Origin of the sequence: Cysteiniphilum sp. QT6929 (assembly GCF_030035755.1) — a bacterium.
Lineage (GTDB): Bacteria > Pseudomonadota > Gammaproteobacteria > Francisellales > Francisellaceae > Caedibacter > Caedibacter litoralis.
Map to the genome: position 1 here is coordinate 168,255 of NZ_CP103983.1, position 20,250 is coordinate 188,504.

A 20,250-nucleotide genomic window follows, 5' to 3' on the forward strand; every position below is an offset into this window, starting at 1 on the left:
TGCTTAATTTCAGTGATTTAACATCATGCCTCAAGAAAATCATAAGGAGGATTCCATGTCAAAATTTAATTACAAAAGTTTATACCTTATCTCATTAGCAACAGTTTTAAGTGCCTGCGGGGGCGGTGGTGGCGGTGGAGGATCTTCCGATCCTTCACCTACACCTGATCCAGTGGTTGGTATTCAGCCAAAACTTGCCATTGCCAGTAGCGTATCTGAAAGCTATATGAGTGATAGTAGTGCCATGCTTGAGATGCAATTTATGGTTGAAGATGTTAATCATTTGCAAGTCAAAGCGGCAAATCAAAGTACACATTTGAAAATTCTAAGCAAAGAAGTCGTTAAAACAAGCTTAGATGATAGTAGTGTAACGATAACAGCAGTTGATAATAGCAGCTGTGTGATCAATAAAGAAATGGCAATGGGTGAGTCCTGTAGTGATATGTGGAGTGCCTCAACTTCCAAAGAGTCCGATCAGTTTGAGGGAAAGATTATTTACAATACCAATGTCGGAAAGGCCGAAACTGATATTAAGCTCACCTTTAAATCACCAGATGATCCTGAGTTTAATATGGATAAGTTTAGCATTACCAATATCTCGCCAATCGGTACGGGGATGCAAAGCGAAATTACCATCAGTAATGCCACAGCTCGCGCGATCAACAACCCTGAGATTATTTTTCCAGCAACTATTCAAGCGCATGTGAAAAATATTCAAGCGCCAATTGAGATAACAAGTGGTCAAAGCGTCAAAATAAGCTTTGAAATCGAGGACTCACAAGCTGCCCTTGATGCACTTAAGCTGTGGCAAGAGCAAATGGTCAGTGATCCTAATGCGTTAATTCAATACAAAAGCGCATCTTTCCCAGCACAGATATATGAAGTAAGGCCAACGATTTATCTACAAGAGCTTAAACTGGCAACATCGAGTTTGAGTAAATTTATCGAAAGTGAGGGTGTTTACTCTGCCGTTGTATCATTGTTGAATGTCAGTGGCAAAGCCATCAATGATATATCGATCGCTATAGCACCTCAAACGGATGATATCAGTGTTGATTTGTCAACGTGTACTTTGCCATTAGCGTTTAATAAAAGTTGTTTGGTTAAAGTCACTGTTTCCCCTGAGATTGCTCAAAAAGCAGTGGCTGGATACAGTCATGATGTAAGCTTTGTTGGTGTGGATATTGCCTATCGTGAGCCAACGATTTTGCAAGTTAATATGCCAAATGATGTCACTTTACAAATTGGACAAAATAGTACCTTTTTAGCAAACTATCAAAACCAAATTGAGATTCAAAATAATTCATTACTATATTGGCTGCCATCTAATGAACTGCAAGGCTATCAAGTAGTTGATGCCAATGATGAGGTGATTGCATCCGATCGGGTTGAAGTCAGTGATGGTATAAAAACACCGTCATGTACAGCTGTTACGTCCTTAGCCAAAGGGCAGTCTTGTTACTTGACAGTGAAACCTAATGACAGTGTTGAAAATGATCAGTTATTTCTAAAGCTATCAGATACCAATCATGATGCATTGCCTAAGCTGTCATTACCCAATTACAGTAGTAATGGCATACAACCAAGTAATCAGCTTAATCCAGAGGCGATTGTCAAAGATCGAGATCTTACTGTTTACTATACGATTGCACCAGCTGTTGAGAAGGTTTATAAATCATTTGAATTAGTTGATATCCCAGAAGCGGTAGAAGATACAACGATTGCAAATAATTGTGTGAGTGGTAGTACAGTAAGTGCGCTGTCGCCTTGTCAGCTAAAGATCAATATTCCAGCAGCGGTAATCACTGATAAAACCTTTGCACCGGATTTACGCATTCATTGGCAAGATGATACAACGGCAGAAAGCAAATTATTCGTTGAAATCAAAGATCCTGCAGCCAATGATGATTTGACTAAATTAAATGAGTTAACGCTTTTAGAGCCATTATCAAGTTATATCGATATCGATCAGACAAGTCTGCAAATTACGCTTAATAACAATACCGCAAGAGTACTCTCTGGTGTTGAATTAAACTTTAATCAAAGTTGGGTTGGTGAGTTATTTGATTTATCAGTTATCAAACAGTTACATTCAATTGCTGTGAATGATAGCTATACGCTACATTTGCCATTGCAACAGGGCAAAACGACAGAGGATCTGCATCAAGCTGTAAAAGATCATGCTGATGAGATCTTTAGTAATCATGTTAATGGCGATACTTTGGGGAGTGTGCTTGATATTTATACCAGTAATTCTCTTAGCAAGTATTATCCTGAGTTTCGTGTTGATATCATGCCATACATAGATATGCCGCAAACCCGATTATCACAAGAAATGGACTATCAATTGATTTATACTAAACCAGTGAGTCAGTACGTTAAAGTCACCAATCCAACGATATATAATTACATGATCAGTTTTAATGAGAGTTTACCTAATGGCATAACTCGAGTAATGACTGGAAGTATCGATGACTTAGCAAACTGTAGTGAAATAGGGCAATTAGCTGCAGGTCAATCATGTGCTGCTATTTTTGAAGCCAGTGCAAGCGCTGTTGAATCAACTGGCAATCATGCTGAGATCATATTAACAGAGGCTGATGGTAATTTACCTAGTACGCTGTTAGATATTAGCTTTAAAACGAATTATGTTTATCAGGTAAATTATGTTATTGCTGATCAACCGCTAGAGATACCAGAAACATCAAGCTTGGCTTTTTATGATATTGAATTAGTCAATAATGAACCGGATGTACAATGGGTTCCATCAATGGATATCAGTGATTATTATCTTTCAGGGAGAGTGGAAGGTCTTGAAATTTTGCCAGCTGCTGAGGGCAAAAATAGTTGCACGCTAGGGGCGAGCGTTGCCTTTGGCGAGTCTTGTTATTTACAACTAAGTGTTAGTCAAACAACGCCAGCAGGTGATTATGATCTGCTACTTAATGAGGGTAATAGTAATTTAGCGGGTGATGAGATTAAGGCAGGTAGATTGTCTATTATTAAGAAAGGCAATACCCAGATCTATGTTGTTGGTCAATATCAGGATATTTATTTATCTAAAGTTTATTTAAATCAAAGTATTAGGCTCAAAATCACTCCGCCAAGTAACTGGCTTGATTACACCAAAGGTGAAAATCTTGTGTATGAAGCATCGTTTCAAAATGCGCAATCAATGAGTTCACAATCACCGCCTAAATGCACGATTAGTAAATCTACTCCAACGAAACCATGCTATATCTCGCTTGAAATAACTGCACTTAAATCAGGGTTTACTACCCTTGATGTTAATATAACAGAGGTAGGTGCTGCGAAGATAAAACCTAGTATTAAGAACCCTCAATTTTCGATTGATATTCTTAGTGATACTTGGGCATCTGTATCTGCCGGTGGATATCATACCTGTGCAACAACAAAGGCAGGTTATGCTTACTGTTGGGGACGAAATAATGTAGGTCAACTAGGTAACAAGACGACGGTTGACAGTAATCGTCCTTTAGAATCTGTTACTGTTTACCGAAATTCCCCAAATTTCAATGTTGGCAAATTTAAACGTGTAGAAACTGGGCGCTATCACTCATGTGGTATTACGCTTGAAGGAGATGTTTACTGTTGGGGTAACAATATAAATATCGAGTCATTCCCAAATCGACAGATAAGTTATTTACCTTATGGTCGCTATGTTACAGGTAAATCTACTGAAGATAGTAGAGAGATTATTGATCTTTCATTAGGTGATGGTGTGAGCTGTCTTTTGAGAGACTATAATGTAGCCACTGGAAAATCCAACGCCTATTGCTGGGGCAAAAATGATAAAGGGCAGTTAGGGCGTTCCTTTGCATCCCCAGAGGGTCATTCTTATGAAAACAGCGTACCTGTGGCATCGCCATATTTATTTTGGGACATTGATGTCGGTTCTGACCATGTTTGTGCCATTCAAAAAGGAGATAATTTTCCAGTGCGTTGTTGGGGTGAAAATGATCATGGGCAGTTGGGTAGAGGGTTTATTAGTGCATATGAACCTGCATTATCTAGCAATGTTTATACAGACTACGATAATAGAGTGAAACTAAGCCAAACATATAAGGTTTCCGCTGGTTATGGGCATAACTGTGTTACAGTGTGGAATAGCTATGATAGCGTCTTTTGTTGGGGGATCAATATTTTTGGACAGATTGGTAATGGTCAATCTGGTTACTATGCCCGCGAGGTAGAGGCAAATAGTAGATACTTATATGGTATGGTTATAAAAGCCGATTTAATTCAAACAGGTAATGAGTATAGCTGTGCTGTTGTGAGTACGAATGGTGGTGTTAACTTTAATAAAGTCGCTTGCTGGGGGTCTCCTGGCTTTGGTCAGATGGGTATTAGTAACACCAGTACAAATAGATTAAGCCCTGAAATTGTGATGGATTTTTCTGATAAGCTTCGCGAGATTCATCAGCTGACACTTGGAGAGCATCATACCTGTGTTTTAGGTGAGTCAAATACAAACCGTGAGGTTAATCGCTTATTTTGCACAGGCTATAATCTTTATGGTCAAGTCGGGGGTACCTCAGAGAGGGTAACGACACCGATTGAGATCCATTACCCACGTTAAGCTAAAGCAAAAAATTCGATCTTTTAATTTAATGATTGCTATCTATACTTGATGATGTGAATGTTTTTAATTAAAAAGGATATTTAAAATGCAGATGAAAATTCTAACAATAACGATATTGAGCCTGCTAAGTAGCCTATCACTTGCAGTGACTGCAAGAGAAATAACCAAACCTTCAGTAGACTCTAAAGTACCGGTGAATAAGCATCATCATGTATTAGGCGCGGGTGATAGCAGTGAACATATGGCTTTGGATGAATATGTAATACCCTTGACAACCTTGCAATATGATCCTAAGGGAATTGGACCAGAGCTTGAGATCAAGGCGATTCAGCCGATTACCTATCCTTACCCAAGTAGTCCATCAGAGCATGAAACCATTCCTGAATCTTTGTTTTATATTGATTTGCCGAGGATTGAGACTAATTTACCACAAAGAGCTAAGTCAAAGGTAAACTCTTCTGCGTTCCCTAATCATAGAAAGTTGCTAGATAGAATAAATGATGGGAAAAGTTATTTTGGTGAAAATCTACCCAAATATAAGCTACATTTAGCGGGTAGTGAAGCCTATTTACTTTACGATATCAAGCAAACTCATGCTGAAGAAAAGGAAACTTCGCAGTGGTCAAGTAACACAGAACTTTGGGTTGCGCAGCACGAATTTAATTCTTTTAAGCTTCCAGATTATTTTAACTCCGGAAACTTAAGTTTATCCTTTGCTAACAATGTTGTTAAAGTCGTTGATGGTAATAATGGCATTGAATATGAATTTGCTATCTCGATGGAAGAAGACTTGTATTATTCGGCATTATGGGATTATTCTAAAGAGAACGAATATACTAAAATATACAAATGCGGCTTTTTGAAAATGCCAAAAATGGCAGCTTTGCAGAAAATGACCAAACAAGGAAAATCATTTGTTTTTGACCATGGAGATAATGGCAAGATTGCAATTTATAAAGACAGTTTACTAGGTCAAAAGATTTTTGAAGGTTATCGTTTGAAAGATGAGCGTAGCTATTCATATGTTGTGAAAACACAAGGAGATGCTTTCCCCAAAGAGTATAAGATGAGTTTTCACTTGTATGAACATCAGATTGCAGATGAAGAGTATAGAACCTATTTACTAAAAGAATATAAAATTTCACCATTAAATAGTTCAAATGAATATAACACTGTAAAACTTGATTTTTCCCCATATATTACGAATGATCAAGTAAATAACAAAAGGATCTATCTTTCAAAAGAACTATATACTGTTGATAGCTCATCTAAGCCTCTGTTTTCAATTGCTAATAAGCGAAGACATAAGACCGGTAGTAATATTGATAGTTACACTGATGCGACAACCTATCGCTCGCTACTAAATAGCCAATACTACTTAAATGGTTTAGATAGCTATGAGATGGGCGCAGGTTTTTCACATCCGTCGGCAAGTCAGCCAGCGCTTAAAAGTATTGTTGCATATAATCCAAATGATATGTGTTATATAAAAGATAAATGTCATGATAGTGATCATCGATTATATAGCCAGAAATTCCCTCAAGTAGTGATGGCAGCAAGCGTGCCTTTTGAAATGATTCAATTCCAAAGGACTAAACCAGAGGTATTCTCATTATCGTCATATAGTGGTTCTTTTATTTCAGAATATAGAACTTCAGGAAATCGGCATATAAGTGAAACAACAAATAACCTTACCAGTGTATTGCCTGATTTTGTTCAAGGAGGTGATGGTAAATACAAAGATGATCTTGAGAAGCTTTTATTAGAATACACTTACTTACCCGTTGGTGTTGAAGATAGTGCTTGGATGAATCCAATACAAATAACCCAAAAAAATAAAACAGGTGATGTAGAAACAACGAATGAAACCAATTTTGTCTATCAGCGCTGTGATAAAGAGTCTTCAGTCTCGTCCCCAATAAAACCAATTTGTGTACGTGGAGAGAGGGTTAAAACCACCTCCAATAAGACAAATTATGCTGCTTGGATTATCAAAGATTATACAAATTTTACCACGCCAAGTAGTCAGCATAGCAACGCATTGCGGTTACCACAAAAAACTCAAAATAGCAGTTGTATAACAAATGCTGGCGTTGCAAAGCCAAGTAATTGTAATTTATATTCAAGCATTATAGCGGCTGAATATAACTATATGGGGGACGATTTTGGTAATTATTTCCCCGTTATGACGTGGAATAAAGAGTCAACAACTTACTATAATGGCAGTCAACTGTCTGATGTTGATAATGCCTATGCCAGTTATGTGTATGAGAAAAATCCCAGTAGTCAACTCTATCCATTATTACAAACTACGTATGAAAGTACTCAAAATAGCCAACTTGAATTAGGCAAACAGGGACTAAAAACCGAGGTGCATTATGTCACATATGCCGATAATAGTTATGATATTTATCAGGATATTGCCAGTTTGCGTACGACAAACTATGAAAATGGTGCACCGAATAAATTATCTAAAACAGGATGGGAGCATTATAACAGTAAAGGGGTTTTGCAATACTCCGTAGAAAAAATGGACTTTAGTTCAGGTGACGCATCTTCAACGGAAGATAAGTACTTTGTTACTTATTATGATTATGATGGATGGGGCAGAGTGATCAAAGAAACGAATTATTCAGCAGTCAGCGCAAGTCAAGTGGGCACACGTCAAGGTAGTTACTATCAATCAATTAGCTATGTGTATGAGCCAGGGGTAACCACCATAAAGTCATATGCAGGAAATGAGCTCGTTGCCACAAGGAAAGAATACTTTGATGGTTTTGATAATTTGGTGAAAGTAGAAGCCAGTGTTGATACGATGCCTGATAAATTGGTTACCGTGCAAGAGAATTACTATGCGTTTAAAGATACTTTAATGCAAAGCGTTCAGTATGATTATTCTGATTATCAAGAAGGGAAGACAAATCCTAAAGTGCAATATTATATTAGTAACTTCTATTTTACTGAGCAGGCTGAGCAAAATGCTATACAGAACTCAGATGGCACAATGAATTTTGTTTACAGCTATCCTGATGCCTCCATTGAGTTTAGTTTGCTAGCAGATACCAATAAGTCACCAATTCAAACACGTGCTTTGCTGCCTAAAGGTAAGTTTTTAGAGAGTAAAAATCGTCCTTCTTTCTGTTATATTCGAAGTAAAGAGCAGATTTATGGTAGCCAAGGGGCTACGGTTGATTTTTACCCATGTAAAATTGATGGATTTGAATTCGTCATAGCGCCTGAGCTAATCAATGAAAAACATTATCAAAGCAAAACACTTGCTTTTGTTTTAGATAAAAATAAGCAATATAGCTGCTATCCAGCTGGCTCATCTAGCTTAAAACAGCAGGCTTATATAACTGATTTGGCAGCGATAAATCGATTTATATCACCTGTTGATAAGGGGCTGCCTCCTGATGTCAGTGGCTTAAAAGATTTTGTTATGGATAAAGTGCGTAATGGTCAGTCATTGATACCTTATGGTTTAGTCGCACAGAACAAAACAATAAGTAATGTGCTTGGTCAACCGTTAGAGATTTTCAGCAGTGTTGATGATGGTTATTGTGCACATACAGCGGATAATCTGCACTTATCCCAAAGCTATAGCTATATTGACAAAAGCGATATTTCAGGAACAAACGCTGCTTATGCAAAACAACTGATAGGTGAAATTAAAGCGCGTCATGCTTATTCACCCTCTAATGCGACAAAACCTTTATTTAGTGTTTACTATAGCTATGATCAGAACTTAAATAATAATGGTTTTTATGTTCAAGCGAACAGCGATGGGCAATTAAAGCGTTACCATTTAGGCTATCAGCAAATTAATGATTTAGGCTTAATCACGAAGCAGTCGACTGGTGTGGGTACGATCAACGATATAGATTTTGGCAAGGTGATTGAATATATCTATAGCCCATCAACTGCTGCATTAAAAAGGACTGAGTTACCACAAGCAGATGGATATAATATTAAAAGTTTTATTAAGAGTTATGATGCATGGGGAAATCCAACAAAAACGGTGATACAGAAGCAAAAATCATACTTCTCTACCCTGGAAGAAACCGTTGAATCAAGCTTTGATCAGAAATATAACCTCCCTGTCTCGATAAAAAATGAGCATGCCGAGCATCGTTTTGAGTATAGAGAAGCAGGCGCTTTAAAATCAGCTCACTATCAAAATAAAGACAATAAAACCATCATGGCAGAGTTTATTCCAAGTTATAGTACACAAGATATTGCAGGGCTGTTGATGGCAAAGCATCAGCTTGTAACACCTAACTTTAATGCAAACAATAATTTAAGCTCACAAAATGGTCTTATCAGGAAACTCGAGAGTAACGTTCTTGACAAAGCGTATGCCAAAAAACTCGATATTGAGCTAGATTATGACTACAAAACGGATGGCACTTTAAAGAATATTACTAAATACAGAATCGCTGAAGATAGTGTCAAAAGTAGTCAGATGGAGTTTGCTCTGCAAGAAGGAGATCTCAATACCGCATATCAAATCAAGTATCAAAATATTAATCATTACATCCACAGGCAAGAAATAAATTTTGAGCAATATTATTCGCGTTCAGGCTTATTGTTACAACAGCTAATCACGATTGATGCAAACCCAGTCGCTACGTATTTATATGCTTACAACGCACAAAATCAACTGTCACAGTTCGAGTGTAAAACAAATTATATGTATAATTTCTGTCAGATCAATACAATGGAGTCAGAAGAACCAACAAGCTTTAGCAATCTTAGAATATGGTATGACTACAATAATTTAGGACTTTTACAGTCAGTGAATATTAATAATCAACAGACGTTAGGTTATGACTACAATTCAGAAAATCCCTTTCAGCTTAAATCGATCAGCACAAGACAAACCCCAGTAGTCAACTTTAGTTACAATGAGTTAGGTCAAGTGACACAAATTGATAAAAAAGACCCTCAAGGCAAACATCTCTCAACGACACAGTTAAGCTATAACTTAGCTGGAAATGTGATTAATTATAAGAAAACAGGTTATCTTGCCACTGAGTTAGAGTATCACTATGACCCTTTAGGATTCCAATTGGCAGAGATTGGTAAGTCAGGGGTTAATAAGAATCAATCTAACTATAATATTTTTATTCAAGGTAACTTAGTGTCACAATATATTAATGGTAAAGAGAAGCTGATTGTCCCAGGTGGTGCCGTAGTACAAGATCATACTAACAATAGCTTATATTACGCTGGTAATATAACCAATGGGCAAACACAATATGGTAGTTGGGCAAAGGGCGAGTTACAAAGTTTGCTTACTTATCTTCCGTTTGGGGCAAGTTATAGCGCGATAACGGCAAAACCGCGTTCGCATGATTTAGATGTCAAAAACAATACATTTGGCTACAACCTGCAAAGGGATGATCAGGCAACTGGTATTCAGTTTTTAGGCACAACGTATAATCGACCTTATGATCCCGAGTATCGCGTATTTTTATCGCCAGATAGCGCATCACCGTGGGGAGCAGGTGGCTTTAGTCCTTATGCTTATGTTAACAATGATCCAGTAAATAATTTCGATCCAACAGGGCATTATTTACAACCTATTTCAGGCGGGGATCGTGTCGCTGATGCTGGGAACCTTACTGCCATGATGGGGGGATTGACAATGTTGGTGCCAGGGGGCCAAGCGATAGGTCTTGCAATGATGGTATCAGGTGTCGCCACAGCAGTTACTGATTATGCTGCTTCAGGTGAAACAGATGCCGTAGCACAATCAATTATGAGTGTTATTCCTGTCGTTGGTGAGGCGATGATGATAAGTGACACCGTTGAAACCGCTCAGCAAATTCAAGAAGGTAATATTGGTAATGAAGCTGAAGCCATTGGACAGTTAACTCAGATGTGGGCAATGACAGTGGCGACAACGGTGGGTGGTGCAGTTGCTGGCAGTAGGGGAGTCAAAGGAGGAGCAGCATCTTCTGAAGTAGCGCCAAAGAGTCTGGCTGAAGTGGCACCAGAGAGTCTGGCTGAAGTGGCACCAGAGAGTTTGTCTGAAGAATCTCTATCAGAATTGGATACTATAGAAGAAGTGCCTGAGAGTATGGAACATGAGGCTGTATACAATTTACCTTTGGAAAAATCAGGTAGTGCATTTCTTAACATCGTTCGACATGCAGGGGATAAAAGCTCTCTCCATGAAATCTTAGCATTTCAAATTAATAAGGATTTATCGAGAGGTTTTAAAATACATCTGCAAGATACTACCTATGATAAAAATAATCTTCTAACTGCTGACGATATAGCAAGGCATCCCGAGATTGCTACTTCTTTCCAAGGAGGGGTTCATGGTCAGTTTTGGCTGGATTTAAGTACAGTTCACCAACCATCAATCGATGCAGCTGCTAATAATTTATATAATGCAGCAGATCTTGAAGTTATGAGAGAGGATCTTGCGATACAACCTGTACCGGGCGACGTCAGCAGCTTTATAATAGAAGGAAGAAAAGCTAAGCTGGTAGATAGCGATATGCAGATTATGATTCGGGAAATGAAAAATCCTGAGAATCTTGAGATAGCTAAAGGAGAATTCCAAGCTGAGATTACCAATATCGATTTCAACGCGATAAGGCAAGGAACTAATGCTTCTGGAGAAACAGTGTTTTTGATTCCCTATGATTATAGCTATAAGTTTACTCCCTCTCCCCACTAGTTTGCGGGCGGTATATATCGATAGAAATATTTAATTGTTTATCGCTTCGCTGTTAATTTTACGATTGGTATCTATACTTCATATAATCATTGATATAAAGGATGATATAAGATGGACAATGAAGATGTTCAGGTTTTACGCTTGTTACTTACGGGTGCTAAGGTGACTGAGGTTGGTGAGCAAATTAATTTATCGCAACCGGCAGTAACTGCACGCATCAATAAGCTTAGAAAGTATTTTGATGATCCGCTATTGGTGCGAGATGGCAAAGAGATGGTGCTAACTGCTAAAGCACTGTCGCTTAGCAATGCGATAACGCGCTTACATGAAAGTATTCAAAGTCTTTATCCTATTGAGCATTTTGATGCTAAAAATACACCGAGTATTATTAATTTGTATATATCTGATGGGCATTACTATTTTTGTTTTGAAGAGTATATTGATGCAATTTATGAGGTCAGTGATCTACATGAAGTGCGCATTACGGTATTCCCATTAGAGTCAGGTATTGAAGGGCGCTATGATTTTCAAAACGCCGACATTATTATTGGCACGGTGTATCCAATAAAAGGCTTTACTCAGGAAATTATTGCTTGGGATCAATATCAATTGGTTCATCAGGTGAGCTCTTTAAAAAATACTAAAAAAATAACGATGCAGCAGTACGTGAAATTACCACATGTTGTATTTGCAAGAGAGGATGAGAGCAATCCATTTTTAGAGTATTTATCAAGACCGGATCCTAGAAATATTAAGCTGCGTACTAACAATATAAACGTTGCTTATCCACACCTTGCTCAGGGGAGATGTGTAGCAACGCTTGGTGAGTCTTTTGCCAAAGAGCATGGATTGGCGTACTTGCCATTACCTTTTTTTACACCAGAGATTCCGATTGCATTGTCATATCCAAATTTCTTACAGATTGATGCTAAAAATCGTTGGTTAAGAAATCTATGTGCCAAAGTTATCCGCACTAAAGCTCGTGCGCTTAACTTAAAGCTTGGAGTATAAATCTTATGGACATAAAAGATTATCTTGTATTACAAACCTTAATTACTGAGCGCAGTCTTAGTAAGACAGCGAAACTTATGAATATGTCACAGCCTGGCGTGACCTTGCGTTTAAATAAAATACGCAATGAGCTTAAAGATCAAATATTGGTGCGCAATGGTCATAATATGGAGCTTACGGCAAAAGCACATGCGATATTGTCAACCTTGCAGCAAATTAATCATGAGTTTGTTGCTATCTTGCCAAATTTACAGCAGTTTGATCCATATAAAACACCGGCTCAGTTTACCATTCATGTTATTGAAATTGCTTATGATGTTATTGCTGAGCGCTTGATCAATGAAATACAGCGCTATAACAAAGATCATGTGATCTCGCTACAGATTTTTCAAGGGGTCTATAACTATGAATATGTACATCAATTTGATAAAGCAGATGTTATTATCGGCTTCTATGAACATTTATCAAATTTTGGTGTTAAAGTCATTGCTGAAGATGGTTTTGTTTTAGCTTATGATCGTTACCCATTGCCACAAAAAGCAATTGATTATGAAACATATATCAACTTACCACATGTTGCCCATAGCATTAGTAGTGATGACAACCTATTTGTTCAAACCTACTTAGGAATTCCCGATCCAAGAAATATAAAGTTAAGATGTGCAAGGATTGATCGAATCGTCTCATTGTTAAAAGATCGATATGTGGCAACTTTACCTTTAAACTACGCTTTATATAAAGGGTTAAATGTTGTTCCTTTACCATTTGAAACAGCGAAAGTGCCAGTAACGTTGGCTTATCCTAAACGTCTTGAGCATAATGTGCAAAATAGATGGCTTAGAGAGCTGTGTGAACGAGTGTGTTTAGAATGTATCAATGCGTTATAGTATTTTCCATTAATGAATACGATTGCATTTTGCCATTTGCTTATAGGTAACTCTAGTGAGTAACGCCAAGCAAAATACAAGGCAAAAAATCTGTAAAATAATTGACGATGGGTATATAATCTCGGGCAGTTTTTAATGTGGTGATGGGTGTTTCCTGTATGCAAGATATACATAAGCATAGATTGTTGATTTTAGATTTTGGTTCGCAATATACCCAATTGATCGCGCGTCGCGTACGTGAGATTGGCGTGTATTGTGAGATTTATCCTTATGATGTTGATGTGAGTTTTATCAAAGATTTTGCTGCCAGTGGCATTATTCTCTCAGGCGGACCTGAATCAGTTAATGAATCAGTACATGTCAGAGCACCTGAATGTGTATTTGAATTAAATGTCCCTGTATTAGGCATTTGCTACGGTATGCAAACCATGGCGCATCAGTTTGGTGGTGAGGTTGCCTCATCTGATAAACGAGAATTTGGTTATGCCAAGATTGAGATCAGTAAAGCAAACCCTCTGTATGAATCAGTACCGCAAACCCAAGATGTGTGGATGAGCCATGGTGATAAAGTGGTTGACCTAGGCGATGAATTTGAAGTGATTGCTTCTTCTGAAAACGCACCGATTGCGGCGATGGCACATAAAACAAAGCCATATTATGGTGTGCAATATCATCCAGAGGTAACACATTCTGCTTATGGCAAAGAGTTGCTTGAGAACTTCGCCTTTAAGATCTGTGGCTGTGAAGCGTTATGGAATCCAGCAAGCATCATCGAAGATGCCGTGCAAAAAATCAAAGCACAAGTTGGATCTGATGAAGTTGTTTTAGGCTTATCCGGTGGCGTTGACTCATCTGTCGTTGCTGCCCTTTTACATAAAGCCATTGGCGAGAAATTAACCTGTGTATTTGTTGATACTGGGTTATTGCGCTTGCATGAAGGTGATCAAGTCATGCAGACATTTGCTGAAAATATGCATGTTAATGTTGTGGGTGTTAATGCGGAAGATAGATTCTTAAACAAGCTTGAAGGGGTTAATGACCCTGAGAAAAAGCGTAAAATTATCGGTAATTTGTTTGTTGATATATTCGATGAAGAATCAGCCAGACTTAAAAATGCTAAATGGTTGGCGCAAGGCACGATTTATCCTGATGTGATTGAATCAGCAGGCAGTAGCAGCGGTAAAGCGCATGTGATTAAGTCGCATCATAACGTGGGTGGATTGCCTGAAGATATGAAGCTTGGGCTTGTCGAGCCGTTAAGAGAGCTTTTTAAAGATGAAGTACGTAAAGTGGGCGTTGAGCTAGGCTTGCCATATCGCATGGTGTATCGTCACCCATTCCCAGGTCCTGGTTTGGGTGTGCGTATCTTGGGAGAAGTCAAAAAAGATTATGCTGATATCTTGCGTCAAGCAGATGCCATCTATATGCAAGAGCTAGAGAAAAGTGGTTATTATGATAAAGTCAGTCAGGCTTTTGCGGTCTTCTTGCCGGTGAAATCAGTTGGAGTGATGGGTGATCAACGTAAGTATGATTATGTTGTTGCCTTAAGAGCGGTTGAGACGATCGACTTTATGACTGCACGTTGGGCGCACTTGCCTTATGAGCTGATCGGTCATATTTCCAATCGGATTGTTAATGAGGTCAAAGGAATCTCACGTGTGGTATATGATGTCACAGGTAAACCGCCAGGAACGATTGAGTGGGAATGATCAAATAATTAGGGTTACTCAATTTAGAAAAATTATAATTTTATAAACACCCCGTCAGCCTTTGGCTGCCACCCCTCTTGCAAAGAGGGGAATTAGGCAGCAGTGATTTTATATTCCCCTCTTTGCAAGAGGGGTGCTTAAGCTTGCGAGGTGGGGTGTTGAAATAGAAAAGTCCATAACTTCGCTAAATAATACTGTGTTGCTGCTTTAGGTTGGTTAACGCCGTTTTTGTTTTCTTTAAGCGCTGAGCTGCACGCTGTTCATTCAATCTTGCGTAGTTATACACCAAAAAATCAATGATTGTTAACTGCTTTAAACGATGTGCCATTGGTACAAATAACCCCGTATCGACTTGTTTTTTGATATTCAAACGCACGCTTGCTGTTTGATCAACTGGTGAACCTGGGTCGGTAATGGTGATTACCTTTGCGCCATTACTGCGTGCAAGCTTACATAAGCTAATCAAGGCTTCTGATTTACCACTGTTAGAAATGGCAATAATTGCGTCCCCTGGTTCCAAAGAGCCGATCGCCATTGCTGACATATGCATGTCAGGATAGTAGCCAACTTTTGGCATCATTCTAAAGAGTTTATGGAAGCTATCAAAAGCAGTACAGTTTGATGCACCAAAGCCGCAAACAACAACTTTATTAGAGTCAATTAGAATGTTTGTCGCTAACTCAAGCTGCTCGTTGTCAATTTCACGATCGACATTGGCAATAGCAGCGCGCGCGTATTGAGCAACCTTATCTTTAACGACAGCAGTAGAGTCATCAAGCTTGATATCAATCGATTCATTGATTTTCCCAAGGGCTAATTCCTCAGCAAAGCGAATCTTGAACTCTTGAAAACCTTTGCAACCTACTGCGCGACAAAAGCGGACAATGGTTGGTTCACTCACACCAACATTGTGTGCAATTGTCGTGATGTTTAGCGAAGTTGCCTCATGGCTGTTATCAATAATCCAATTTGCAACCTTTTGCTCAGATTTTCTTAATTTAAACTCCCCATTTTGAAGTTTTTCTAACATTGTTTCATCGTGTCTCACGCTTTTGTACCCCTAAGTTGCCGCGGTGTCACTGCATTTTTAGCGTTTAAACGCTATAATCTGCAGAGACATTAAGTTTTGCTTATAACCATAAAAAATTGGGCGCATTATAACATGGCGTGTAGATAATAAACATGGATCACAGTAAAAATGCTAAAACATTTTATATACAACTTATCAAAGAATGACCCTGGGGCACATGTGTTGTCGATGGTGATTAAAGTTGGTGCGATTATGCTTATCTATTTTCTGATTGCATGGCGCTTGGGTTTTGTTTATGAAGTCATTATTTGGGTGTTTTATTTTCTGGCATTCGCTGCCATTGTTTGTGCGGTGGGCGATATATATTCACGACGCAAGATATTTCTATGGTTTTTAGCAGGATTTGCTCTGGCATTAACTGTCTCCTACTGGTTGCACCCCTATAGGTTATTAAGTTTCAGTTTAGTAATTATCTGTGCGTACTATGCTTTTTGGGTGAGAAAATATGACCATATATTTAATCAATTTCCTGGTTATTTGGTGATTGTATTAGCAATATCGTCGATTCAGTTGCCGGTGCTTAAACAGGATCTAACACAGTTATATATCAGCCTACTGTGTGTAGGGAGCGCTTTTTTTGTGTTGGTGTTAATGCTGCGCCCATGGGATACGCCTAGGCAGTTATTACGCGTCTTACAGATGCATGCGATTTTGCTGCAAAATGAAACACGTCATATTTTGCATATGGCATTTGATCTTAATACAGGTGTTTTTGATATAGATAAAACTCAAAAAGAAGTTAACACGCGCTTGATCACGCTGCACGATAAAGGAGCGAGCTGGATTATTCTACCGAAACGTAAAGTTGCTTGGCATAAATGCTATGGTCATTATCACAACCTAGTGCAGAATATTTTCCGCTTAATCTTTTTCTATTACACGCTATCCAAAAGAAAGTCAGTCATTGCTGAGGATGTTATTAAAAAAACGGCACTTAAGGATATCGTTTATATGGCAACTAAGCTTGCAATTTGGGTGTTTTTAGTGAATAAAGATGAGGATTTTAAATACCAAATAAATCAATTCAAAACCCATGTCGATCATTATAAACAAGCGGTATTAACTCTATCTACACTAAAAGGCTGCCAAGTGCTTGTTTTTGAGATATTACTTATTCTTGAGAGCTTACACAATACAACGTTATCTTTAAGAGAGGTTGTGCATGAGATTGATTAATTGGTTAAATGCATTGCCGACGTACAAGTTGTTGGCAATTAGGGTAGCAAGTGCTTGTTTACTTGCAATTGTATTTACTGAAGCGATTGGTTTGCAGCGTAATTATTGGAGTGTGTTGGCAATCATATCCATCAGCATTAGCGTGCATGCCAGAGAAGTTCTATTTCGCTCTAAAGCTGTTGTTATTAATACGATTTTAGGCTGCTTTATTGGGACAATTGCTTATTACCTATTAAATCTATATGTACCGTTTTATGTGATTATCACGGTGATCTTGGTGTTAGCACTTTATACGCTTTATTTTAGTGTGGTGCACTATGCAGTGGGCGTTTTCTTTAGCAGTATTTTTGTGGTGATGTTTATCGGCACCCTATCCTTTTGGGATGTGTCGTTACTTATCGCGCGGATATTGGATATTGCAATAGGCGCGTTGGTGATTCTGCTCATTAGTAGGGTATTAAAACAGCGCAATTTAAGAGAAAAATTCTATATGGAATTCTCATCGGTTTATCTTACACATAAGCAAATTATTGAAATATTTTTAATGCAAAGAGCAGCAAAAGACAATACATCAATAGATAAAGAAAATGATTTTAATGAAAGTGATGAGAGTTTGGATAAAGAGATATTAAGGCTACTTATCGATGAGTTGGCATTGCAAGAAAAGCATATGGTTGAGAACTTTATCAATACCAAAACAGAACTTAATAAGGCGCAAATCAATATGATTAAGGTGCTGCTGTCAACGATGCGTGAACTTATGTCAGTTTATCGTGCTTTGTTATTATTGGATGATCGTCAAAGCAACCAGAAATTACTTCATTTTTGTCGACAGAAACTAGTGATGTTTTTTGATCTGTTAAAAAATGAATACGCTACGCTAGAGAAAATGATTAATAAGTCGTTTAAAGAAAAATGAGCAAAAGAATTATGCAGTCATGTATCGATACATAATTGCATAATTCTTTTGTGCGTTTGTGAAAAGCATGTTATCTTAGCCAAACTTATGCTTAACTTAAGTGTCATTTTATGCAATTAAATACACGCTATGGTCAGTTTGGGGGCTGTTACGCGCCTGAGAGCTTGATGCCAATTTTGACAGAGATTGAGAGAGGCTTTATCGCCATTCAACAAGATGAATCCTTTCAGTTAGAATTTAAACGTCTATTAAAAGACTACGCCGGACGCGACACACCGATTACCTATATACAGAACTTATCTAATAAATATGGCGCTGATATTTATCTTAAGCGTGAGGATTTATTGCATGGCGGTGCGCATAAAACCAATAACACCATTGGTCAGATGCTCTTGGCCAAATACCTTGGTAAAAAGCGTGTTATCGCTGAGACGGGTGCCGGTCAACATGGCGTTGCAACCGCGATGACCGGAGCGATGCTTGGACTTCAAGTTGAAATCTACATGGGAGCGGTGGATATTGCCCGACAAAAGCCTAATGTTGAGCGCATGAAATTATTTGGTGCTAAAGTCCATAGCGTATCATCGGGAAGTGCAACATTAAAAGACGCGATCAATGATGCCATGCGTGATTGGATTACACATGCTGAGGATACCTATTACTGCTTTGGCACTGCGGCAGGACCACATCCATTTCCGGCGTTAGTGCGTTATTTTCAAGAGATTATTGGTAAAGAAGCACGTGCGCAAATGCTTAAATTAAACAATGCTTTACCTGATGCGGTTATTGCTTGTGTTGGCGGAGGTAGTAATGCGATTGGCATATTCAGTGGCTTTTTGCGTGATGAGGGGGTGGCTATTTATGGCGCGGAACCCGCTGGCAAAGGACTTGAGACTGGAGAGCATGCGGCAACGATGAACAAAGGTGAAATAGGTGTATTCCATGGTATGCAATCACTGTTCTTACAAGATAAAGATGGGCAAATCAAAGAACCCTATTCGATCTCAGCAGGATTAGATTATCCTGGCATTGGACCTGAGCATGTTTATTTGCAAGAGAGCAAACGCGTGAGTTATCTTACCATCACTGATGATGAGGCAATTGCGGCATTTGAAGAGTTGTCAAAAAAAGAGGGTATTATTCCAGCTTTTGAATCAGCGCATGCATTAGCATTGGCGTTTCAATTAGCGCAGTCACAATTAAAGGGTAAAACCATTTTGGTTAACTTATCAGGGCGGGGTGACAAAGATTTGCAAAGTTATTTTAGATATAAAGGACTTTCCGATGAGTAATCAATTTGACAAATTATTTAAAGATCACGATAAAAAAGTATTTATGCCGTTTTTCACCTTAGGCGACCCTAGTTTTGATGAAAGCTTACATATCATAAGTACAGCAATTGATAGTGGGGTTGAAGCGATCGAGCTTGGCTTTCCATTTTCTGATCCGATTGCCGATGGTCCAACCAATCAGCGATCAATGGAGCGAGCATTAAAATCAGGTATGACGTTTGATCGCTGTATTGAGATGCTAAGTATTATTCGCCAAAAATATCCAGATATCGCAATTGGCTTACTTATTTACTATAACCTTTTATTTAAGCAAGGCGAAAGCGCTTATCAAAAACTTTCACAGGTTGGTATCGATGGGGTGGTTTGTGCTGATTTACCGTTAGAAGAATCAAAAGAACATGAAGCATTACTTAAGAAGTATCATATTGGTGCGGTACAAATGGTTGCCCCAAACTCATCCGATGAGCGTGTCAAGCAATTAGCTAGTCGCAGTAGTGCGTTTAATTATGTGTTAAGTGGTTTTGGTACTACGGGTGCTAAAAGCGAGATTGCTCCACAAACCATTGCGCGAATTAAGCATGTAAGAGCGTTGATTGATCAACCCATGGTCGTTGGTTTTGGTATTTCAAAACCTGAACATGTGCACGCAGTATGGCAAGCAGGTGGTAATGCGGCAATTGTGGGTAGTTATTTTACTTCATTAATTGAGCAGCATTTGTCAGATACCAATGTAGCGGCTGATCAAATACGTCAGTTTATTAAGGTGCTCAAGTAATTGATATATGGCTTCGACTGACGCTCAGCCAACGAATGCCGCTTCCTGAGCGTAGTCGAAGGCAAGGAAAGTAAAGAAGAGAAAGTAATGGCTTCGA

10 protein-coding genes are annotated in these 20,250 nt (G+C 38.5%); 9 read left to right on the forward strand and 1 reads right to left on the reverse strand.

The genetic code is table 11. From position 1 onward, the window contains the following. The first annotated feature begins 55 nt into the window (after window positions 1–55). The 5 genes from NYP54_RS00720 (at window position 56) to guaA (ending at window position 14,901) form a co-directional block, all read left to right on the forward strand. A complete protein-coding gene (locus NYP54_RS00720) occupies window positions 56–4,600 on the forward strand; it encodes a hypothetical protein (RefSeq protein WP_283156725.1) in 4,545 nt (1,514 codons plus the stop codon). 88 nt (window positions 4,601–4,688) lie between these two features. Then, the gene (locus tag NYP54_RS00725; protein ID WP_283156726.1) at window positions 4,689–11,294 is read left to right on the forward strand and encodes an RHS repeat-associated core domain-containing protein; all 6,606 of its coding nucleotides are present in this window, start codon (window positions 4,689–4,691) and stop codon (window positions 11,292–11,294) included. Between the two features lie 111 nt (window positions 11,295–11,405). Then, window positions 11,406–12,305, forward strand: coding sequence for a LysR family transcriptional regulator (locus tag NYP54_RS00730; RefSeq protein ID WP_283156727.1), 900 nt, complete (start codon window positions 11,406–11,408; stop codon window positions 12,303–12,305). A gap of 5 nt (window positions 12,306–12,310) precedes the next feature. Then, the gene (locus NYP54_RS00735) at window positions 12,311–13,192 is read left to right on the forward strand and encodes a LysR family transcriptional regulator (protein ID WP_283156728.1); all 882 of its coding nucleotides are present in this window, start codon (window positions 12,311–12,313) and stop codon (window positions 13,190–13,192) included. A 158-nt stretch (window positions 13,193–13,350) separates the two neighbouring features. Next, window positions 13,351–14,901: a glutamine-hydrolyzing GMP synthase gene (guaA, locus tag NYP54_RS00740; RefSeq protein WP_283156729.1), complete on the forward strand. Its 1,551-nt coding sequence runs from the start codon at window positions 13,351–13,353 to the stop codon at window positions 14,899–14,901. A 184-nt stretch (window positions 14,902–15,085) separates the two neighbouring features. On the opposite strand, the gene NYP54_RS00745 is transcribed toward guaA, so the two are convergent. Continuing rightward, the gene (locus NYP54_RS00745; protein WP_283156730.1) at window positions 15,086–15,949 is read right to left on the reverse strand and encodes a MurR/RpiR family transcriptional regulator; all 864 of its coding nucleotides are present in this window, start codon (window positions 15,947–15,949) and stop codon (window positions 15,086–15,088) included. A 150-nt stretch (window positions 15,950–16,099) separates the two neighbouring features. Here NYP54_RS00745 and NYP54_RS00750 point away from each other — a divergent pair, with 150 nt between their 5' ends. The 4 genes from NYP54_RS00750 to trpA all read left to right on the forward strand — a co-directional run bounded on the left by NYP54_RS00750 (window position 16,100) and on the right by trpA (window position 20,153). Then, window positions 16,100–17,167, forward strand: a complete 1,068-nt coding sequence (locus tag NYP54_RS00750; RefSeq protein ID WP_283156731.1) for a hypothetical protein — start codon at window positions 16,100–16,102, stop codon at window positions 17,165–17,167. After that, window positions 17,154–18,086: an FUSC family protein gene (locus tag NYP54_RS00755; protein ID WP_283156732.1), complete on the forward strand. Its 933-nt coding sequence runs from the start codon at window positions 17,154–17,156 to the stop codon at window positions 18,084–18,086. The genes NYP54_RS00750 and NYP54_RS00755 overlap by 14 nt, the downstream gene beginning before the upstream one ends. A gap of 110 nt (window positions 18,087–18,196) precedes the next feature. Then, window positions 18,197–19,378, forward strand: coding sequence for a tryptophan synthase subunit beta (gene trpB, locus NYP54_RS00760; RefSeq protein WP_283156733.1), 1,182 nt, complete (start codon window positions 18,197–18,199; stop codon window positions 19,376–19,378). Continuing rightward, complete coding sequence (trpA, locus tag NYP54_RS00765) at window positions 19,371–20,153, forward strand: tryptophan synthase subunit alpha (protein ID WP_283156734.1); 783 nt, start codon at window positions 19,371–19,373, stop codon at window positions 20,151–20,153. Before trpB ends, trpA begins: the two co-directional genes overlap by 8 nt. Window positions 20,154–20,250 lie beyond the last annotated feature (97 nt).